Below are 19671 nucleotides of genomic sequence, written 5' to 3'. Positions count from 1 at the left end.
CCGGACCGCTCCGCCGCTGTGCCCCGGTCACCCCGGCCCTGTTCCACCTGCCGAAGCGGGGATGGCCACGGCGGGAGTCGCCTTCTTCGAAGACGGCCTCGGTGCGGACGAAGGCCCTCCGACGCGTGCTGACCGGTGCCTCCCCGGATCTTGCGGAAGCGGCCGCCGTTGACGAGGACCTGGGCCCTGGGCGGCAAGGCGGTCCTGATCCGCGAGGGGCGGCTCGCGAACCGCCGCAAGGCAGCGCTCCCGCCTCGGCGGTTCGCCGGAGGGGCCCGGCAGCACGTCGGCCTGTGCCCTTCCCGGGCGAGGGCGGGAACGGGACCACCCGATGGTGAACATGGCGTCTCCCACGCCGGCGCCCGGACCAGGCGGTGAGCCCGCCGGCGGCTTTGGACGTTCGGCGGACCGGGCGCGGTCAGGTGGCGGCAAGTGGCCGGTTCGCGTGCGGGTGCAGGCGGTCGGTGAGGAAGGCGAGGATCTCGTCACGGGCCCGGACCGTGGGGTGGCCGGCCTCGTCGACGAGATGGGCGGTGACGACGCTGTGCGGAGTGCCGACCAGGTCGGCGAAGAAGGGCGGTGGGGCCGGGTTGGCGGCGCTGTCCGGGAGGACGCGCCCGTCGAAGGCACCGCCGAGCAGGGCGCGGTAGGCGGCGAAGCGCTGCCCCGTGCACCAGCGATCACCCTCGAAGCGGTAGGCCAGGACGGTGAGCCCGTCGCGGTCGAGCCGATCGCGCACCGCGCGCGCGTCGGCCTCGTCGAGTTCGAGTCCGCCGGGGTCGTCGAGCGGCAGCGAGGGGTGGTTCACCACCGGGGCGATCACCGCCGGCTCCAGGGCCATGGTGAGGGCGAAGTTGCCGGTGAAGCACAGGCCGATCGCACCCACCCCGGGCCCACCGCACGCGGAGTGGGCCTGGCGCGCCAATCCGCGCAGCCAGTTGGTCACCGGGCTGGTGCCGCCCCCGGCGAAGGCGCGGAACTCCGCGCTGACACAGGCACGGCGGACGACCTCCCGGCCGCCCTCGACCGTGGGGAAGGCGCCGTCCGTCCCGAACAGGGAGGGCACAAAGACGGTGAAGCCCGCATCCCGCACCCAGCGTGCGAGCCGGAGCACGTCGGGGCTGATGCCCGGCATCTCGGGCAGCACCACGACCGCAGGCCCGGCCCCGGCCACGTACACCGTCTTCTCCACCCCCTCCACGGCCACGCTCCGGCGGTTGAAGTCGGTCATCGGATCGTCGTCGCTCATGGGGCCAGCCTGGTACCAGAGCCGGCCACCGGGAGAGGGGCGGGATCGCCAAGGCCCGGGGTAATCTCGCCACAGGCGAAGAGCGGGCGCCCGCAACGCGGTCGGCGATCCGGAGTCGGGGACATCAGGGGTACGGGAATGGTGGCGGAGGCGGCGCGGCAGGCGGAGGACAGTGCGGGTCCGGGTGCCGGGCCGGGTGCGCTGCGGGTCGGGGTCCTGGCGTACCCGGACTGTTTCGCGTCCGAAGTGTTCGGCGTCCCCGACCTGTTGACCATGGCCGGGCACGTCGCCGGACCGGGCGCGCCCGGCTACCGGGTGTCCCTCATCTCACCCCGCCGCCGGGTCACCGCCTCGGGCGGCGCGAGCCTGGACGTGCGTCCCTTGCGCGAGGTCGACGTCCTGGTGGTCCCCGGCTTCGAACTGCTCCCGGACGCGGACCTCGACGCGCGGCTCGCCCGGCTCGCCCCCGAGATCGCTGCGATCCGCGCGCAGGCCGCCGCCGGCACCGCCGTCGTCTCCCTCTGCGTCGGCGCGTTCCTGCTGGCCGAGGCCGGGCTGCTCGACCGGCGCCGGGCCACCACCTCCTGGCTGCACGCCGGTGAACTGGCCAGGCGCTGCCCGGACGCCGACGTGCGGCCCGAGCACCTGGTCGTCACCGACACGGGGGTGACGACCACGGCCGCCTTCAGCGCGATGTACGACTTCGCGCTGGACCTGATCCGCCGACACAGCGGCGCCCCGGTGGCCCGCACCACGGCGCGGTTGGCGCTCGTCGACGACGCACGGACCTCCCAGACGCCGTACGTCGACCCGCGGCTCCTCCCGCAGCCCGGCCGGGATTTCTCCCAGCGGGTCATGCGGCACCTCGACCAGAACCTCGCCGAGCGCTACGACCTCGCCGCGCTCGCCGACGCCTTCCGGGTCAGCACCCGCACGCTGTTGCGCCGCTTCACCGAAGAGACCGGACGCAGCCCGCTGGCCCATCTGCAGGCTTCCCGGGTGCGCCGCGCCTGTCATCTGCTGGAGACCACCGACCGCACCGTCGCCGCCGTCGCCGCGGCCGTCGGCTACCAGGACCCCAGCACCTTCGCCGCCCTCTTCGCCCGCCACACCGGCCACCGCCCCAGCGCCTACCGGGCCGCCTTCCGCCGCACGGCACGAACCTCGGCCCCGCACCACGGCGTCCAGGCCGCCCGTGCCGCCGGCGTCTGCGGGCAGACAGGCAGGTGGGCGCGATGAGAGCCGCACGCTCCACGACCTGCGTGCCCCTCATGGAGGTCCGCGGTGGTGTCCGCCCCGTGCCAAGGCTGCTCTGATCCGTGCGGCGTCGTCGTCCAGATCGGCTCGGGATCGCTCCTGCCACCTGACCTCCAAACGGAACCGGTCGTCCGCGGTACGGGGAAAGACGTGCGCGTGAAGGTGAAAAACCGTCTGATCGGCTGCCTCACCGTCGGCCAGAAACACGTTCACTCCCTCACACGGCAGCCCCGAGCGCCGCAGCCCCCGGGCCAGCAGGTGGACGACCCGGAACAGGTGGGCCGCCAGAGCCTCGTCGATGTCCTCCAGACCTGCCGCATGCACCGTGGGAATGACGAGGAGGTCGCCGGGCGCGGCCGGATGGATGTCCATGAAAGCCAGGACCCGCGAGTCCTCGTACACACGGCTGGCGCGCACTCGGCCGGCGACGATGCCGCAGAAGGTGCAGGTCGGGTCCGTGGTGAACCATCCCATAGCGCCAGCATGAGGCATCTGCTTGTCTTCCGCCCCGGTCGTCAAGGGGCAGGACGGCACCTTCGCCGAAGGCCGTCGGCTCTCCGGGTCAGGACAGCAGCAGTACGGCGCCGGCGGTGGCCATGACGGCGGTGGTGCTGCCGTGGATCCCGTAGTAAGCCTTGGCGGGACCGCCGCTACGCTTGGTGATGATCGCGTCTCCCACAGTGACGAGCGAGCCCGCCAGCATCATCCAGCCGTGCAGGTGCGTGCCCGCGCCGAGCAGCACGATCAGCAGGAAGAGGCCGTAGCCGATGTCGCGGACGGCCAGGACGGACAACCATGCGCGGAAGGCGGGGTCTTCGGTTCGGGTGCCGGGAATACCGAAGTCTGCCGCGGCGTGCGGAGCCCACAGTTGACGGAGGCCGATGAAGATGATCCCGACGGCGATCGCCCAGGTGATCACGGTGGCAGTGGTGGTGACAGCTGTAGGCATGGCAGATGTTCCCCTCTCGTGACGGTCCCGGCCTCCAGCCGAGCACCGCTCCATCTGCTAGCGATGCTAGATGTAGCGCCGCCCTGATGTCTAGCGGCGCTAGGAATTCTCTCGCCGAATCGCCCTGCTGTCGGTCTCAACGGCCGCGTCCGGGACGTCGGTGCGCGTATCAGCCAGCACATCGCGGGACGTCGGTTCGCGTATCGGCCAGCACGTCGCGCGGCGGGCCGGCCGCCCACAACGCCCACAGAGGGAAAACCCTGCAAGAGCCGGCGTGCTCTTGTCGCGGTCGCCCCCAGGCGCTTCACTGGCGCTGCTCGCCCCCCACAGGAGAACGCCCGTTCCGTCCGTAGAAGGGTTTCTCTTGACTGCCCTACGCGCTTGCGCCGTCACCGCCGCGGCCTGTGCCGCCGTGCTCGCCGCCGCACTCCCGTCCTCGGCCATCAACTCGTACAACGCGACCCCAGCACCCGAACGCACCGAGGTCGGCGCGCTCATCGCGACGTGGGACGACGACGGCGACCCCACGACACCCGACCGGGTCGACTGGGTGTGCTCCGGAACCATGATCGACGCGGACACGTTCCTGACCGCCGCTCACTGCACCACCGACTGGCCCGACAACGTGAAGTTCTACGTGTCCCTGGACCAGGACGTACAGGCCGCCCTCGACGCCGCCGCGAAGCAGTACCCCGGCCGTCCGGCCGCGCAGGCGGACTCCGTTGCCGTCCAGGGCACCGCCCACAGCCATCCCGACTACCCAGGACCCGCGTCCGACCCGCACGACATCTCGGTGATCGAGCTGCCCGCGACCAAGGTCAAGGCACGCTGGACCTTCACCCCGGCCACGCTGCCCACCGCGAACCAGCTCGCCGCGCTCGGCCCGCAGGCGCTGAACTCCACCGACTGGTTCGTCGCCGGATACGGCACCCAGGAGGCCCAACGCGGCCCCGGCGGCCAGACCCACCCCGGCGGCGGTGTACGGATGAAGGCGCCTGTCACCTTCAACGCCCTCAACGACGCCTGGGTACGCCTGGCGATGACCGAACCCCAGGGCAACGGCGGCGCCTGCTACGGCGACTCGGGCGGCCCCAACTTCGCCGTGATCGGCGGCCGGAACGTGCTCGCGGCCACCACGATCACCGGTGACGGCCCGTGTTACGCGACGAACGTGTCGTACCGCCTGGACACACCGGGTGCCCGCGCCTTCCTGGCACCGTTCGTGAAGCTGCCGTAGAACGCCGGCCGGGCAGCACGGCGCCACCCGGCAGCGCCCTACCGCGCTGCCGGGCCCGGCGTGGACGACTGCTCGCGCCGCCGGCCCGCCTGCGGCGACGCCCGTCGGCGGACTCTTCACCGGATTCGGTTCCGGGCCTCACGGGATGCGTCGGTGCGGTGAATGCTCGACGGCGAGGCCCCGAACCGCCCCTGTCTGGCAGGCGATTGCTTTCGAAAGCGTGCCCAAACACTCGACAAGCCTGGGGTAACCGGCGGTAACTTTTTGGCGTGTTCCCACCGCAACCGCTTTCCCTCTCCAGGAGACGTCCCCTCATGCGCAGACTCTTCGCCTGTCTGGCGGCGGCAGCCGCCGCCGTCGGCGGGCTCATCGGGGCCGCGCCCTCCGCGGCTGCCGCCGACTCGGGCACCTTCAGCGTCCTCAGCTACAACGTGGCCGGCCTGCCCGAGAGCCTCTCCAGTGCCTCGACGCCCCGCGACACCAGCACCACGGCCATCGGCCAGCGGATCGCGCCGTACGACATCGTCCATGTGGAAGAGGACTTCAACTACCACGCCTACCTCTACGCCGCCGACACCGCGCACGCCTACCGCACCCCCACGAGCGGCGGCGCAGGCATCGGCAGCGGACTCAACACCCTGTCGAAAATCCCGTACGACGAGGACGACTTCCAGCGGGTCCGCTGGAACTCCTGCCAGCTCGACTCGGGCGACTGCCTGACCCCCAAGGGCTTCACCTTCATGCGAGAGCGCCTCGCCGAGGGCGTCTACGTCGACTTCTACAACCTGCACACCAACGCCGGCACCAACGACGGCGACGAGGCCTCCCGCGCCGACAACCTCCACCAGCTCACCGCCTTCATCAACGCCCACTCGGCCGGAAACGCCGTCGTGGTGATGGGTGACACCAACACCCGTTACACCCGCTCGGCCGACACCATCGGGGAGTTCGCCGCGGCCAACGGCCTCACCGACGCCTGGGTGAAGCTGATCCGGGGCGGCACCCCGCCCGCCAAGGGCAGCGACGCCCTGGTCTGCGACCAGTCCGGGGCCACCGTGCCCAACACGTGCGAGGTCGTCGACAAGGTCCTCTACCGCGGCAGCAAGCTGGTCTCGCTCAACGCGACGTCGTACGACAACGAGCACGCCAAGTTCCTCACCCATGACGGGCTGATGCTCTCCGACCACGACCCGATCGCCGTGGGCTTCACCTGGTCCCGAAACACTGCCTTCCAGCTCAGCGACCAGTTCGGCGGCCCGCACGGCGACTACTACAACGACATCGACAGCGTGCCCGCCGCGGCCCGCGCCACCACCATCGCCCTGCGCTCCGGCTCCCGCGTCGACCAGATGAGCCTCACCCTGGCCAACGGCACGACGCTCGCCCACGGCGGCACCGGCGGCACCGCCTCCTCCCTCACCCTCGGCAGCGGCGAATACGTGACGACCGCCCAGCTCTGCCAGGGCGAGTACAACAACCACACACGGATCTTCTACGCCAAGTTCACCACGAACCTCGGCCGCACCCTGGCCGGCGGCAGCACCACCTCCGACTGTGTGACCCGCACCGCCCCGACCGGCTGGCAGATCGCCGGCTTCCACGGCCGGGCCGGCGACGCGGTCGACAAGATCGGCTTCATCTACACCCAGCGCTGAGCCGACCGACAGGCGTGGCCTGTGCGCACGGATGTCACCCAGGACGGCCAAGACCGTCCACGCGGTGCGCGGCCCGCGGCATGGACCCGAGGGAAGCGGCCCGCCGCGGGTGAGGGCGTCGCGCAGGGACACGTCGCGGCCGGGGGCGCAGGTGGGCTCCCAGTCGTGGGCCGCCCCTCATGCAGAGCATGGCCGGCCCGGCGGTGCGCACGAAGCACACCTGGAGTCCTGCGGCCCGAACGCGACCACGCCGCAGAAGCTGATGCGAAATTATCTCTTTGCCGAGGTACCGATGCCCCAGCTAGATTCTCCCAGCCGTCCGGGGTGTTCCGGATCGGCGCTGTCGACGAGGAGGTGTGGAGCACATGCGCAGGAGTGCCCAGCAGTTGAGCCCGCGTACTGACCTTTGCCACCTCCTGACGACGGAGACACCTTGTCGCTTCGCATCACCCCACTGACCGACCCCGCTCACGGACCGCACAGCCGACGTCTTGCATGGCTGGCGTCCGACGCCGATTCCATCCCTGTCGGAACGGCCTTCCTGCGTCTGTTCATCGATCCCGGACAGGATCACCTGGCCGAACTGACCCTGCATGTCCACGCTGCGGAGCGACGCAAGCGCGTCGGGTCCCGGCTCCTCGACGCCGCTGTGGCCGGCGCCCGGGAAAGCGCCCGACGCTGCGTTGTCGCGCAGGCCGAGGCCGGATCGCCCGGTGACCACTTCCTGGCGGCTCGCGGCTTCCGCAAGGTGCTCACCCTGAGGTTCTCCCGCCTGCCACTGGCCGATGTGGACGCCACGGCCCTCGCCGAGATCATTGAGAGTCCGCATCCCGGCTACCGCCTGGTGTCATGGCAGGGAACCGTCCCCGACGGCCTCGCCGAGACGTTCGCCGCCTCACGTCGCGCGATGGACGACATGCCCATGGACGACACCGACTACGGGACAGTGACCTGGGACGTGGACCGTGTCCGCGCCGCGGCGAAGGCCGTCGAACAGCGCGGCGACCACCTGCACACCGTCGTCGCCATCGATGCCTCCCACGGCTCCATCGCCGGGTTCACCGAACTCGTCGTCCCCGGCAACGGCACGGGTGATGGGCAGCACTACGGCACCGGCGTGCTGCCCGAGCACCGTGGACACGGCCTCGGCCGATGGATGAAGGCCGAGTCGATCCGACAGGCCCGTGAACACTGCCCGGACCTCGGTGGCCTCCTGACGGACACCGCCGACAGCAACACGTACATGAGACGGATCAACGACAGCCTGGGCTACACACCCACCCACACGACACACCAGTACCAACTCGACCTCTAGCGGCGAACAGACGGGCCGGACCCCGGCATGGCCTCGTCCGGCCCGTCGACGCCCTGCGCCCCCTGGCGGAAGGAGCGATTCGGTTCGATATTCGCTTACTCCCCAACTCTGTTTCGAACGGACATAGTTGGCTTCAGAGCTGTCCGGCGCACCGACCGGCATGACGGTCCCGGAGGCACGCCGGCGGCACCCCGGACTGCGGTTGGCCTGGCTGGCCGAGCACGGGCTGGTGGACCTCGTGCCGGCGCAGGGCCTGCGCCCTCCGACGGCGTTGACACTGGCGCTGTGGCGGCGCAATTGCGTCCACCGGTCGCTTCAGTGGGTGAGCGGCTGGCGGGACATGCGCCGGGCATTGGAGCGCGGCCCGGTGCCCGGCGGTCGTGAACCGGCGTGCCGCCCGCTCTTCTTCGACCTCCTCGAGACCGCGGCCCGGCTGAGCTTCGCCCTCCCGGGCACGTCCCGGCAGTGCACGGTCGTCGCACTCGCCCTCGTGGGCACGCTGCGACGGCACGGATACGCCGGCCGGGTCGCGGTGCTGGGCGAGCACGACCAGGTCTTCCTGCACGCCGTTGCCCAGGTCGGCCCGCACGTCCTCGACCCCGGCATGACACTCCCCCAGCTTCGCGGGTTCGCCGCACCGGGGACGCGGCGAGACGCCTGAGGCCGGGGCTCGGCCCGCTCGCCCAACGGCCTGGTGCAGCACCGGGCTAACGGCGGCGCACGGGTGGCCTGGCGGTGGCCGGGAGCGGTCCGGCCATCTTGATCGTGCGCAGCACGGGCGCGGTCTCCAGGGTGCGGATCGCCGTCAGGGTGCCCAGGCGTTCGGTGAGGTAGCGGTGCAGCGCCGCCGGGCCGGCGCACAGGGCATGGGCGGTGAGATTGTGGGGGCCGGTGACGGCGGCCACGTAGGCCAGCTCGGGGTGCCGGGCCAGGGTCCGGGCGACCTGGTCGAGGTGGGCGGGGGCGACCGCCATCCACAGGAGCGCCTGGGTGGTGACGCCCAGCAGGGTGGAGTCGAGTTCGACGTCGAAGAAGAGCAGGCCCCCGGCCCGCAGTTGCTCCAGCCGGCGGGCCACGGTCGCGGGCGACCAGCCGGTGGCCGCGGCAAGGCTGCTCAGGCTCGCCCGACCGTCGAGCTGGAGGGCAGCGAGCAGGTCGGAATCGGCATCGCCGGGAGCCGTCCGCACCCCAGGGGCTGCGGTGACGGACGCCGTCCCGGCCACGGCGGTGCGCAGGCGGCGCTGCTGCGCGGCGCTGAGGGCCTGTTGGTGGCCTGACCACGCAGTGGGCCCACCGAGGTAGGTGTGCAGCACGCAGTGTGCGGAGACCGCGGTGATGCCGGCCGTGCGCGGGATGTCGTGCAACAGCAGCGTGTGCTCGGCGGGCCCGTCGGCGGTGGAGGTGTGCACGATCGCGACGATCTCGGTGCCGCCCGAGGCGAGCTTGACCCAGGAGGTGTCGGCGCGGCGGGCCAGCGCGTCGGCAAGGTCCTGGGCCGGGCGTGGGCCCGCGGTCAGCCGCAGCAGCCACTGGGTGCGGTCGCTGCGCTGCGGCTCGGCCAGACCGACCACCCGCAGCGCCGCCTCTGCGGACAGCCGCCGGTAACGGCGGGAGACCGTCTGCGCCGAGACGCCGAGGACATCGGCGATCGCGCTGAACGGCGCCCGCCCGTCGATGCGCAGGGCGTGCAGGAGTCCACGGTCGATGTCGTCCAGCATGTGAGAATCATGCACCAGGGAGGTCCCGATGGAATGATTCGGCGATCCGGCCGCTCAGAGTGGAGGTGCTCCGGCGGCAGCGCGCACGCTCGGGCGCATGTCGTACTCCATCTCCCCGCCTTCACGGCGGACTTGGGCCGCACTCGCCGTGCTGCTGGTCGCCGAGGCCATGAACCTCCTCGACGCCACCGTCATGACCGTCGCCGCCCCCGTGATCCGCGCCGGTTTGGGCGGCCCCGCCTCCAGCATCCAGTGGTTCAGTGCCGCGTACACCTTGCCGTTCGCCGTCCTCCTGATCACCGGTGGGCGGCTGGGTGACATCGTCGGCCGGCGGCGGGTGTTCCGCCTCGGCATGGCCGGCTTCGTTCTGGCCTCGCTGGGATGCGCGCTCGCACCGTCCACGGTGGCGCTGATCGTCCTGCGGGCGGTGCAGGGCGCCGCGGCCGCGCTGATCATCCCGCAGACCATCGGCATGATCCGCGCCATGTTCGCCGGCCCGGCCCTGGCCCGGGCCATGGGCACCATCGGCCCGGTCATGGGGCTCGCCGCGGTCACCGGCCCGGTGGTCGGCGGCGCGCTGACCCAAGCAGATGTGTTGGGTTCCTCCTGGCGCGCTGTCTTCCTCGTCAACGTCCCCCTCGGCGCCGCCGTGCTGGCGGCCACGCCGCTGCTGCACGAGGACCGTGCCGCGCTCCGGCCGCGGCTGGACCACGTCGGCACGGCCCTGGCGGTCCTGGGCAACGGCTTGCTGGTCTGTCCGCTCATTCAGGGCGGCACACACGGTTGGCCAGGCTGGTGCTGGGCCATGCCGGCCGTCGGCGGCGCGGTGCTGGCGGGCTTCGCCGCACAGCAACGGCGGCGGGCCCGCGCGGGCCGCAGCCCGCTCATCGAGCCCGGCCTGTTCGCCGACCGCGGCTTCACCGCCGCGCTGGTGTCCAGCGTGCTGTTCTTCGCGGTGGTGGGCGGCCTGATGCTGGTGGCCGTGGCGCAGGTGCAGCTCGGGCTGCACCGCGACGTCCTCTCGGCGGGCTTCACGCTGCTGCCGTGGTCCGCGGCGATGGCAGTGTCGTCCTGGGTGGCCGGCGCGTGGCTCGTACCCCGCTACGGGGCCCGGGTCATGAACGCCGGCCTGCTGGCCCTGCTCACCGGAGTCGTGTCGGCCGCCGCCGTGTACGCCACCAGTCCGCCCGCCTCCTACCCGTGGCTGCTGCTGCCCGCGCTGGCCGTGGCCGGGACCGGCCAGGGCCTGTACGCCGTGCCGTTCTTCACCACCGCCCTGCACCGAGTCCGCCCGCACGAGACGGGCTCCGCCGCCGGCCTGCTCAACGCGGTGCAGCAGCTCGGCGGCACGCTCGGCGTCGCCCTGCTCGGCAGTCTCTTCCTCCATGCCGCCGTGCCCGCCGGCCCCACCCCGGCCGCCGCGGCGCTCACCGGCGCCCGTGACGCCTTCGGCCTCGCCGCCTTGCTCGTCCTCGCCACCGCAGGGACCACGGCCATGATGCTCCCGCCGCGGCGCCGGAATGGGCGGCACCCGGCCCGCGGAGCCTCCGGAAAACCCGTTGGCGGGCAACGGTGACCGTTGCTAACCTCCCCGAGGCCGTGCGGCAGAACGAGGAGGTGGTACCCGTGAACGCAGTTTCGACGTGGGTGCTCCCCTCCGGGGTCACGGTCGGGCGATAGGTCGTCCGGGAGCGCCGTTCAACAGCCTCCCGAAAGGCACGACCGTGCACTTCACTTCTGAACAGCGCCTCGACGACGGCGTCCTCGAGCGCGCATTCACTCTCGGCGAGATCCCCGGCACCCTGTGGACGCCCGGCTCCGCACCGGCCCCGCTGGTCCTGATGGCCCACAACAACGGCCTGCCCAAGGCGGAACCCCGGCTGGTGGCCCGGGCCCGGTACACCGCGGCGCGCGGCTACGCGGTGGCCACCATCGACGCCGCAGGGTGCGGTGACCGTCCCCGTTCCGCCGCCGACGAGCAGGCCCGTGCCGACCTGCGGCGGGCGATGCGGGCCGGCGAACCGGTCGACGAGATCTTGGAGTCCTTCGTCGGCCCGCTGGTCGAGAACGCGGTCCCGGAATGGCAGACCACTCTGGACGCCCTCCTTGAGCTGCCCGAGATCGGCGGCCCGGTCGGATACTCCGGGGGATGGGCCGCCCTCGGCATCCGGCTGGCGGTGGCCGAGCCGCGCATCGCGGCCGCAGCCTTCTTCGCCGGCGGGTTCGTGCCCCGAGCCCAGCGCGAGGAGGCCCGGCAGGTCACCGTTCCGCTGCTGTTCCTGCTGCAGTGGGACGACGAGGGGAACCCCCGGCAACGGGCCCTGGACCTGTTCGACGCCTTCGGCAGCAAGGAGAAGACACTGCACGCCAATCCGGGAGGGCACACCGGCACCCCCTGGTTCGAGCTGGAGGACGGGTGCCGGTTCTTGGACCGGCACCTGAAGTGAGGCCCAGCCGTCCGGCGAGGAGCCGACGGTAGGCGTGCCGGCAGGATGCCGTCATCGAGGACAAGCCCCGCCCTCCTCGGTGGCGGTAGCGGCCATCGGCGCCACCGGTCCGATCCAGCCGGCCCGGTGGATCCGATCGTCGTGCGGGGGCATCGACCTCGGTGTCGCGGCGAGCGATCGAGCACTCCCTCGCGTATCCCCTGGCATGGCTCAGGAAGTCGGCCTGGAACGGCAGAGCCGAACGGGAAGGATCTGGGCACTGATGAATGGGCAAGCACAGACAGTCCCGGGCGGCCAGGCCCGGCAGCACGACGTTCACGACGAGAGAGGGAGACGATGGTCCCACCGGAACCGGTAGCGGAACCCCAGCGGATCGGCATCCCCGCCGAGTCCACCGCGGGCGAGACCAGGGTGGCGGCGACCCCGGCCACCGTGGCCAGACTTGTCGCGCTCGGGTACCACGTGGTCGTCGAACCGGGAGCGGGCGAGTCGTCCCGCTTCTCCGACGCGGCCTACGAGGAGGCGGGAGCCCGTCTCGGTGACCCCTGGCCGGCGGAGATCGTACTGAAGGTCAACGGCCCCTCGAGCGAGGAGATCGGCCGCTTGCGTGACGGGGCGACACTGGTCGCGCTCATCGGTCCCGCGCTCCATCCGGAACTGGTCGAGGAGCTGGCGCGGCGGCCGATCACCGTGCTCGCCATGGACGCCGTCCCGCGCATCTCGCGTGCCCAGTCCCTGGACGTCCTCAGCTCGATGGCGAACATCGCCGGATACCGGGCCGTGGTGGAGGCCGCGCACGCCTTCGGGCGCTTCTTCACCGGCCAGGTGACCGCCGCGGGCAAGGTGCCGCCGGCCAAAGTGCTGGTGGCCGGCGCCGGGGTGGCCGGGCTCGCGGCGATCGGCGCGGCGCGCAGCCTCGGCGCCGTGGTCCGCGCGACCGACCCCCGGCCCGAGGTCGCCGAGCAGGTGCGGTCGCTGGGCGGGGAGTTTCTCGCGGTACGCGTCCCGCAGGACGAGCAGGAGGTCAGCGGCGACGGTTACGCCAAAGCCACCTCGGACGACTACAACCGGCTCGCCGCGCGGCTGTACGCCGAGCAGGCCGCCGACGTCGACATCATCATCACCACCGCGCTCGTCCCGGGCAGGCCGGCGCCGAGGCTGATCACCGCCGACGACGTGGCGCGTATGAAGCCCGGCAGCGTGATCGTCGACATGGCCGCGGCTCAGGGCGGCAATGTCGAGGGAACCGTCGCCGGGAAGGCGGTCGTCACCGACAACGACGTGACGATCATCGGCTACACCGACCTGCCCGGCCGGCTGCCCGCCCAGGCGTCGCAGCTGTACGGCACCAACCTGGTCAACCTGATGAAGCTGCTCACCCCGGGCAGGGACGGCCGGCTCGTCCTCGACTTCGACGACGTGGTGCAGCGGTCGATGACCGTGGTCCGCGACGGAGAGAAGACCTGGCCGCCGCCACCCGTGCAGGTGTCCGCCGCGCCCGCCCCGGGCACGGCCGCGGAACCCGCCACGCCCCGGGACGCACCGGCGAGCCGCACCCGCTCCGTACGGTCCGCGTACGCGCTCGTCGGCACAGGAGCGCTCGCGCTGTTCCTGGTGACCGCGTTCTCGCCGCCCCAGCTGATCGGCCACTTCACGGTCTTCGTGCTGGCGATCGTCATCGGCTTCTACGTCATCGGTCATGTGCACCACGCGCTGCACACCCCGCTGATGTCGGTCACCAACGCGATCTCCGGGATCGTCGTGGTCGGCGCGCTGCTCCAGATCGGGCACGGGAACACCGCCGTCACCGTGCTGTCGTTCGCCGCGATCCTGCTGGCGAGCATCAACATCTTCGGCGGATTCGCCGTCACCCGCCGCATGCTCGGCATGTTCTCGAAGGGCTGATCACGGATGACCACCGCCACGGCCGCACAGGCCGCCCACGTCGTCGCCGCGCTGCTGTTCATCCTCAGCCTCGCCGGACTCTCCCAGCACCGCACCTCCCGCTCGGGAGTCGTCTGGGGCATCGCCGGCATGGTCATCGCGCTGGCCGCCACGGTCGCGCTGGCCTCCCGGAGCATCGACGCCACTGCTCTCGTCCTGATCGCCGTCGCCACGGCCGCGGGCGCGGGCATCGGGCTGTGGCGTGCCCGGGTGGTCGAGATGACCGGCATGCCGGAACTGATCGCCGTCCTGCACAGCTTCGTCGGACTTGCCGCCGCCCTCGTCGGCTGGAACGGCTATCTCGACGTCGAAGCCCAGGGCCACGCCGGACGGGAGACGGCGGTCGGCTCGCTGCTGCACATCCACCACGCCGAGGTGTTCATCGGCGTGTTCATCGGCGCCGTCACCTTCACGGGTTCCGTCGTCGCCTACCTGAAACTGTCGGCGCGGATCAAGTCCCGCCCGCTCATGCTCCCCGGCCGGCACGCCCTCAACCTCGGCGCGCTCGCCGCGTTCGTGGTGCTCACCGTGGCGTTCGTCGCGCGGCCCCACATGGCCCTGCTCATCGCGGTCACCGTGGTGGCACTGGCTCTCGGCGCGCATCTGGTCGCCTCCATCGGCGGCGGTGACATGCCGGTGGTCGTCTCGATGCTCAACAGCTACTCCGGCTGGGCCGCGGCGGCCTCCGGCTTCCTGCTCGACAACGACCTGCTGATCGTCACCGGCGCGCTGGTCGGCTCCTCCGGCGCCTATCTGTCGTACATCATGTGCAAGGCGATGAACCGCTCCTTCATCTCGGTGATCGCCGGCGGCTTCGGCGTCGAGGCCGTGGCGAGCGGCGACAGCGACCAGGGTGAGCACCGGGAGATCACCGCGGAGGAGACAGCGGAACTCCTGCGCGACGCCTCCTCGGTGATCATCACGCCGGGCTACGGCATGGCGGTCGCCCAGGCCCAGTACCCGGTCGCGGAGTTGGCGCGCGGGCTGCGCGAACGGGGCATCGAGGTGCGCTTCGGTGTCCATCCGGTCGCCGGCCGGCTGCCCGGGCACATGAACGTGCTGCTCGCCGAGGCCAACGTGCCCTACGACATCGTCCTGGAGATGGACGAGATCAACGACGACTTCGCCGCCACCTCGGTCGTCCTGGTGATCGGTGCCAACGACACCGTCAATCCGGCCGCCGCCGAGGACCCGGCCAGTCCCATCGCCGGGATGCCGGTGCTGCACGTGTGGGAGGCGGCCGACGTCGTCGTCTTCAAGCGCTCCATGGCCACGGGGTACGCGGGCGTGCAGAACCCGCTGTTCTTCCGGGAGAACACCCAGATGCTCTTCGGCGACGCCAAGCAGCGGGTCGAGGACATCCTGCGCAGCCTCGACGCCACCGACGCTCCGGCCCCCGCCATGGTGGGCACGAACCGCTGAGGAGAGGAGACAGGCGTCGCGGTCGGGTCATCGGGTCGGGCCGGACTCACGGCCTGCCCGTCGTGCACGAGGTCGCCGAGACGCCGGTACCCCTGCGGGCTGCCGCCCCAGAGAGCCGAAGCCGCAGCAGCGGTGAGGGGGCGGCGGTCCGGCTCAGCGCCTTCCGTTGCGGCGCTAGTCGGTCACGGGCCGGTCGGGCCGTCTCCCGGCTCGTTCCGGTCCGGGTCTGCCACGGCGTAGCCGGGCACGGACGGCCACCGAACGGTCAGCACCACCGACTCTTCCTCCGCGAACCATGAGTGGTCGACTCCGCGTCCCCACACGACGTAGTCGCCCTGCTCTTCCAGAAGAACGCTGCGGCCGGGCAGTTCGACGCGGAAACGGCCGCTGATCAGAACCAGCAGAGCGGTACGCTCCTCGCCTCTCACCCACTGCAGTCGACGGTCACCGCGGGGGTGGATGCCCCATTTGATCTCCACGGCCTCACTGTGGCGCGGATCGCCGGTGTCCTTGAAGTGCCCGAGGAGCCATCCCCGGTCCAGTGGCGCGTCCTTGCCCGCGTTGCCCACGTACACGCTGTCGTTCACGTCGGCCGATGCTAGCAACCGGTTCGGTGCGTACCCGGCACCGCCGGACGGCCCACCCGGGCCCCTCCGGAAGAGACCGAAAAAATCTTGGACGGCGATGTCGAGAACCCGTGACCGGCTCCGTCCCCGAGGTGAACGCGACCACAATGGGTCGCACCAGTACCGAGGAGAACCACGATGGCCAAGTACCTGCTGCTCAAGCACTACCGCGGCGCTCCGGCTCCGGTCAACAACGTGCCCATGGACCAGTGGACGCCGCAGGAGATCTCGGCGCACATGCAGTACATGAACGACTTCGCGGCCCGCCTGGAGAAGACCGGCGAGTTCGTCGACGGGCAGGCGCTCGCCCCCGAGGGGTCGTGGGTCCGTTACGACGGTGAGGGGCGCCCGCCGGTCACCGACGGACCGTTCGCCGAGACCAAGGACCTCATCGCCGGCTGGATGATCATCGACGTCGACAGCCATGAGCGCGCCGTCGAGCTGGCCGGGGAACTGTCGGCAGCTCCCGGGGCGGGTGGCAGGCCGATCCACGAGTGGCTCGAGGTGCGCCCGTTCCTGGCCGCGTCGCCCACCATCACCGAGTGCCCCCATCGATGAACGAGGCCCTGCTCCGCAGCCTCACGCCGAGCGTGCTCGCCATCCTCGTCCGCCGCGGAGCCGACTTCGCGGCGGCCGAGGACGCCGTACAGGACGCCCTTGTCGAGGCGCTCCGCGTCTGGCCCGCCGACCCGCCCCGGGACCCGAAGGGCTGGCTGGTCACCGTGGCCTGGCGCAAGTTCCTCGACCAGGCCCGGGCGGACGCCGCCCGCCGCCGACGCGAGGACCGCCTCGACCGGGAACCGGCGCCGACGCCGACGGCGACGCCCGCGGTGGACGACACCCTGGAGCTGTACTTCCTGTGCGCCCACCCGTCGCTGACCCCGTCGTCCGCGGTCGCGCTCACCCTGCGCGCCGTCGGCGGGCTGACCACCCGCCAGATCGCCCAGGCCTACCTGGTGCCCGAGGCGACCATGGCGCAGCGCATCAGCCGGGCCAAGCGCACTGTGGCGGACGTGCGCTTCGACCGGCCCGGCGACGTCGCCACCGTGCTGCGCGTCCTCTACCTCGTCTTCAACGAGGGCTACTCCGGTGACGTCGACCTCGCCGCCGAAGCCATCCGGCTCACCCGCCGGCTCGCCGAGGAGGTCGACCACCCCGAGGTGGCGGGGCTGCTCGCCCTCATGCTGCTCCACCACGCCCGGCGCGCCACCCGGACGGCGCCCGACGGCAGTCTGGTCCCGCTCGCCGAACAGGATCGCAGCCGCTGGGACACCCGGTCGATCGCCGAGGGTGTCGGCATCCTCCAGGCGGCCCTCGCCCGCGACCGGCTCGGCGAGTTCCAGGCCCAGGCCGCCATCGCCGCCCTCCACGCGGACGCACCCGCCGCCGAGGAGACCGACTGGGTACAGATTCTCGAGTGGTACGACGAACTCGCACGCCTGACCGACAACCCCGTCGTCCGGCTCAACCGTGCGGTCGCCGTCGGCGAGGCCGACGGTCCGCGCGCCGGCCTGGCGGCGCTCGCGGAGCTGGACGCCTCGCTCCCCCGTCACACCGCGGTGGCGGCGTACCTCCACGAGCGCGACGGCGACCTGGCGACGGCGGCACGGCTGTACGCCGAGGCAGCCCACAAGGCACCCAATCTCGCCGAACGCCACCACCTCACACGCCAGGCCGCCCGCCTCAACACCGCCCGGGACCACTGACACGTCACAACAGATCTCCGGGATCCTTGGCACCCCTCCGCCTCCACCTGGCCCGGTCATCCGTAGGCGGACCGGTCGTCCTGCGCCGGGCGGGGCCGGAGACGTGGGACGTCACGCTGTCGAACCGGGGCTGGTGGTGGCCCTGCGCCGGCCACGCTTCCGGGCCATCCCCGGCGTCACCCGAACGGTGGCCTCCATCGTGCCGGAGCCACCCCCGGCCGACCACCCGCTCGTCCCCGTCCGAGGGCGAAGCTCGGCAGAGGCCGGGACCGGTGGCCCTGGCTGCCGGCCCGGGTGAGCACCTGCATGCCGGACCCCTTGCCGGAACTGCCGTTACCGGCAGTAGTAGGCCGACGGTTTGCACGCCCGAGGCTGCGTTTGCGGACGACGAGCTCATCGATGTCGGCCCTCCTCACCCCGGCGCCGAACCCGATGGCCGGCCCCAAGGGTGCCGTCGCAGCCGAGTGCCCTGACGGGCGCGTACACGCTTGCTGGGTGATGCTGAGAGCGTGAGCATCAGTAGTGAGCGCCCGGTAAGTCCCCAGCAAATCTACGCCGCGCTGGCTGCTCTTTCGGCTGAGCCGGTGGCAGATCCGCAGAAGCGACCAGAGGGGCCGCAGGAAGAGGACCGCCTGCACCTGCTGGGCAGCCTGCTGGCGAAAACGGAGCTGGAGATCACCGTCGCTACCCGTCTGACCGAGGAAGAGGAGATCGAAGACGTCCTCGAGACATTGCTCGGCTGGCGGGAACAGGTCGGAGAGGATCCCGGTGTCGCGGTCAACGTCGTGACGAACCGGCTGCAGCGCACCGCGCTGCAGGTCTCCGAACCCGAGGCGGAGGAACTGCCGCCCGGCCGGGAGGCCGCCTTCGCCGCCGTCATGACAGCGGTGTACGCGCTCAGCGCCCAGCTGCACGCGGAACGCGGCGACACGGAGGGAACCCGACGCGCTCTGAGCGGAGCGGAGGAAGCCCTCATCGACATCCTGCAAGGCATGCACGACCTGCGCGTCGCCATCGGTGACGCGCCCGGGCCGGAAGACGATTCTGCCAACCATCCCTCCTGACCTGCGTGTTGAGGCGCAAGTGATTTGACACCACCCTGCCGCACCACCATCCTATGCGCATGACATTCATTTTCATTAGAGGGGCCTCGCCATGCGCGTGGCCTTCGTAGGCAAGGGCGGCAGCGGCAAGACGACGCTGTCCGCGCTCTTCTCCCGTCACCTGGCGCGCTCGGGCACGCCGGTCGTCGCGATCGACGGTGACATCAACCAGCACCTGGCGTACGCCCTCGGCCTCGACGAGGACGAGGTGTTCACCGCCCCGCCGCTCAGCGCGCGGACCGGTGAGATCAAGGACTACCTGCGAGGCAGCAACCCGCGAGTCCCGTCCCGCGACGCCATGGTCAAGACGACCCCGCCCGGCTGCGGCTCCCGGCTGCTGCGCCTGCTGGGTGACGACGAGGTTCACTCCTGGCACGTCCAGGAAGTCGACGGCGTACCGCTGATGGTGACCGGCGCGTTCGACGAGAGCGATCTCGGCGTGGCCTGCTACCACTCCAAGCTGGGAGCGGTCGAGCTGTACCTCAACCATCTGGTCGACGGCTCCGGCGAGTACGTCGTCGTCGACATGACCGCCGGCGCCGACACCTTCGCCTCCGGCCTGTTCACCCGCTTCGACATGACGTTCCTGGTCGTGGAGCCGACCCGTAAGAGCGTCTCCGTGTACCGCCAGTACCGCGACCACGCCGCCGCGTTCGGCGTTCCCATCGCGGTCGTCGGCAACAAGGTCACCGGCGAGGACGACCTGCTCTTCCTCAAGGAACACGTCGGCGACGACCTCATCGCCCACTGCGTGCAGTCCTCGTACGTCCGCGCCCAGGAGCAGGGCCGCGGCCACGGCGAGCTCGAACCGCACAACGCCCGCACGCTCGAGCAGCTGCGCGAGGCGGTGGACGCCCGGCCGAAGGACTGGGCGGCATTCCAGAAGCACGCCGTGGAGTTCCACCTGCGCAACGCCGCCGCCTGGGCCAACGAGGCCACCGGCCGGGACCTCGCGGCCCAGGTCGATCCCGACTTCCAGCACGGCCCTCCAGCACTGGCCGCCCTCGTCTGACCCCCTACCGTCCCAAAAAACATAGCCACAG

Annotated in this window: 18 protein-coding genes; 13 read left to right on the top strand and 5 right to left on the bottom strand. The window is 71.5% G+C overall.

Annotated elements, in window-relative coordinates; genetic code table 11:
• Positions 1-418: 418 nt before the first annotated feature.
• Positions 419-1249: a dienelactone hydrolase family protein gene (locus tag ACZ404_RS20665; RefSeq protein WP_468441895.1), complete on the bottom strand. Its 831-nt coding sequence runs from the start codon at positions 1247-1249 to the stop codon at positions 419-421.
• A gap of 138 nt (positions 1250-1387) precedes the next feature.
• Here ACZ404_RS20665 and ACZ404_RS20660 point away from each other — a divergent pair, with 138 nt between their 5' ends.
• The gene (locus tag ACZ404_RS20660; protein WP_468441893.1) at positions 1388-2488 is read left to right on the top strand and encodes a GlxA family transcriptional regulator; all 1101 of its coding nucleotides are present in this window, start codon (positions 1388-1390) and stop codon (positions 2486-2488) included.
• Between the two features lie 30 nt (positions 2489-2518).
• On the opposite strand, the gene ACZ404_RS20655 is transcribed toward ACZ404_RS20660, so the two are convergent.
• Both ACZ404_RS20655 and ACZ404_RS20650 read right to left on the bottom strand, forming a co-directional pair.
• Positions 2519-2980 carry an HIT family protein gene (locus tag ACZ404_RS20655; RefSeq protein WP_468441891.1) on the bottom strand — a complete coding sequence of 154 codons (462 nt, stop codon included), beginning with the start codon at positions 2978-2980 and terminating at the stop codon, positions 2519-2521.
• Between the two features lie 88 nt (positions 2981-3068).
• Positions 3069-3425 carry a DUF4267 domain-containing protein gene (locus tag ACZ404_RS20650; RefSeq protein WP_468441889.1) on the bottom strand — a complete coding sequence of 119 codons (357 nt, stop codon included), beginning with the start codon at positions 3423-3425 and terminating at the stop codon, positions 3069-3071.
• Between the two features lie 394 nt (positions 3426-3819).
• Between ACZ404_RS20650 and ACZ404_RS20645 the strand changes: the two genes are divergently transcribed.
• The 4 genes from ACZ404_RS20645 to ACZ404_RS20630 all read left to right on the top strand — a co-directional run bounded on the left by ACZ404_RS20645 (position 3820) and on the right by ACZ404_RS20630 (position 8323).
• Entirely contained in the window at positions 3820-4692 is an 873-nt protein-coding gene (locus ACZ404_RS20645; protein WP_468441887.1) for a trypsin-like serine protease, read from the top strand.
• A 314-nt stretch (positions 4693-5006) separates the two neighbouring features.
• Positions 5007-6347: a jacalin-like lectin gene (locus tag ACZ404_RS20640; protein ID WP_468441885.1), complete on the top strand. Its 1341-nt coding sequence runs from the start codon at positions 5007-5009 to the stop codon at positions 6345-6347.
• A 433-nt stretch (positions 6348-6780) separates the two neighbouring features.
• The gene (locus tag ACZ404_RS20635; RefSeq protein WP_468441883.1) at positions 6781-7662 is read left to right on the top strand and encodes a GNAT family N-acetyltransferase; all 882 of its coding nucleotides are present in this window, start codon (positions 6781-6783) and stop codon (positions 7660-7662) included.
• A gap of 127 nt (positions 7663-7789) precedes the next feature.
• Positions 7790-8323: a hypothetical protein gene (locus ACZ404_RS20630; RefSeq protein ID WP_468441881.1), complete on the top strand. Its 534-nt coding sequence runs from the start codon at positions 7790-7792 to the stop codon at positions 8321-8323.
• A gap of 46 nt (positions 8324-8369) precedes the next feature.
• On the opposite strand, the gene ACZ404_RS20625 is transcribed toward ACZ404_RS20630, so the two are convergent.
• Positions 8370-9380 (bottom strand): Lrp/AsnC family transcriptional regulator, encoded by a 1011-nt coding sequence (locus tag ACZ404_RS20625; protein WP_468441879.1) that lies wholly within the window; start codon positions 9378-9380, stop codon positions 8370-8372.
• 97 nt (positions 9381-9477) lie between these two features.
• On the opposite strand from ACZ404_RS20625, the gene ACZ404_RS20620 reads away from it, so the two are divergent.
• From ACZ404_RS20620 to pntB, 4 genes are all read left to right on the top strand, one after another.
• Positions 9478-10956 carry an MFS transporter gene (locus tag ACZ404_RS20620; protein WP_468441877.1) on the top strand — a complete coding sequence of 493 codons (1479 nt, stop codon included), beginning with the start codon at positions 9478-9480 and terminating at the stop codon, positions 10954-10956.
• A gap of 148 nt (positions 10957-11104) precedes the next feature.
• A complete protein-coding gene (locus tag ACZ404_RS20615; protein ID WP_468441875.1) occupies positions 11105-11827 on the top strand; it encodes a dienelactone hydrolase family protein in 723 nt (240 codons plus the stop codon).
• Between the two features lie 336 nt (positions 11828-12163).
• Entirely contained in the window at positions 12164-13732 is a 1569-nt protein-coding gene (locus ACZ404_RS20610; RefSeq protein WP_468441873.1) for a Re/Si-specific NAD(P)(+) transhydrogenase subunit alpha, read from the top strand.
• Positions 13733-13738: 6 nt separating this feature from the next.
• A complete protein-coding gene (gene pntB, locus ACZ404_RS20605; RefSeq protein WP_468441871.1) occupies positions 13739-15193 on the top strand; it encodes a Re/Si-specific NAD(P)(+) transhydrogenase subunit beta in 1455 nt (484 codons plus the stop codon).
• A gap of 182 nt (positions 15194-15375) precedes the next feature.
• Here the strand turns inward: pntB and ACZ404_RS20600 are convergent, their stop codons facing one another.
• Positions 15376-15780, bottom strand: a complete 405-nt coding sequence (locus tag ACZ404_RS20600) for a cupin domain-containing protein (RefSeq protein ID WP_468441869.1) — start codon at positions 15778-15780, stop codon at positions 15376-15378.
• 177 nt (positions 15781-15957) lie between these two features.
• On the opposite strand from ACZ404_RS20600, the gene ACZ404_RS20595 reads away from it, so the two are divergent.
• From ACZ404_RS20595 to ACZ404_RS20580, 4 genes are all read left to right on the top strand, one after another.
• A complete protein-coding gene (locus ACZ404_RS20595; RefSeq protein ID WP_468441867.1) occupies positions 15958-16377 on the top strand; it encodes a YciI family protein in 420 nt (139 codons plus the stop codon).
• Positions 16374-17525 (top strand): RNA polymerase sigma factor, encoded by a 1152-nt coding sequence (locus tag ACZ404_RS20590; RefSeq protein ID WP_468442022.1) that lies wholly within the window; start codon positions 16374-16376, stop codon positions 17523-17525. Before ACZ404_RS20595 ends, ACZ404_RS20590 begins: the two co-directional genes overlap by 4 nt.
• Positions 17526-18034: 509 nt before the next feature.
• Positions 18035-18589 (top strand): hypothetical protein, encoded by a 555-nt coding sequence (locus ACZ404_RS20585; RefSeq protein ID WP_468441865.1) that lies wholly within the window; start codon positions 18035-18037, stop codon positions 18587-18589.
• Between the two features lie 91 nt (positions 18590-18680).
• Complete coding sequence (locus ACZ404_RS20580) at positions 18681-19640, top strand: ATP-binding protein (protein ID WP_468441863.1); 960 nt, start codon at positions 18681-18683, stop codon at positions 19638-19640.
• Positions 19641-19671: the final 31 nt, after the last annotated feature.

The organism is Streptomyces sp. NPDC030798, from assembly GCF_055572275.1.
The sequence above is the reverse complement of the archived record's forward strand: the minus strand, read 5'-3'. Positions and strand labels throughout refer to the sequence as shown.

Coding starts and splice junctions, on each gene's coding strand:
- ACZ404_RS20665 (WP_468441895.1), bottom strand. CDS start 1,249: ATGAGCGACGACGATCCGATGACCGACTTCAACCGCCGGAGCGTGGCC.
- ACZ404_RS20590 (WP_468442022.1), top strand. CDS start 16,374: ATGAACGAGGCCCTGCTCCGCAGCCTCACGCCGAGCGTGCTCGCCATC.
- ACZ404_RS20595 (WP_468441867.1), top strand. CDS start 15,958: ATGGCCAAGTACCTGCTGCTCAAGCACTACCGCGGCGCTCCGGCTCCG.
- ACZ404_RS20660 (WP_468441893.1), top strand. CDS start 1,388: ATGGTGGCGGAGGCGGCGCGGCAGGCGGAGGACAGTGCGGGTCCGGGT.
- ACZ404_RS20620 (WP_468441877.1), top strand. CDS start 9,478: ATGTCGTACTCCATCTCCCCGCCTTCACGGCGGACTTGGGCCGCACTC.
- ACZ404_RS20625 (WP_468441879.1), bottom strand. CDS start 9,380: ATGCTGGACGACATCGACCGTGGACTCCTGCACGCCCTGCGCATCGAC.
- ACZ404_RS20655 (WP_468441891.1), bottom strand. CDS start 2,980: ATGGGATGGTTCACCACGGACCCGACCTGCACCTTCTGCGGCATCGTC.
- pntB (WP_468441871.1), top strand. CDS start 13,739: ATGACCACCGCCACGGCCGCACAGGCCGCCCACGTCGTCGCCGCGCTG.
- ACZ404_RS20610 (WP_468441873.1), top strand. CDS start 12,164: ATGGTCCCACCGGAACCGGTAGCGGAACCCCAGCGGATCGGCATCCCC.
- ACZ404_RS20640 (WP_468441885.1), top strand. CDS start 5,007: ATGCGCAGACTCTTCGCCTGTCTGGCGGCGGCAGCCGCCGCCGTCGGC.
- ACZ404_RS20580 (WP_468441863.1), top strand. CDS start 18,681: ATGCGCGTGGCCTTCGTAGGCAAGGGCGGCAGCGGCAAGACGACGCTG.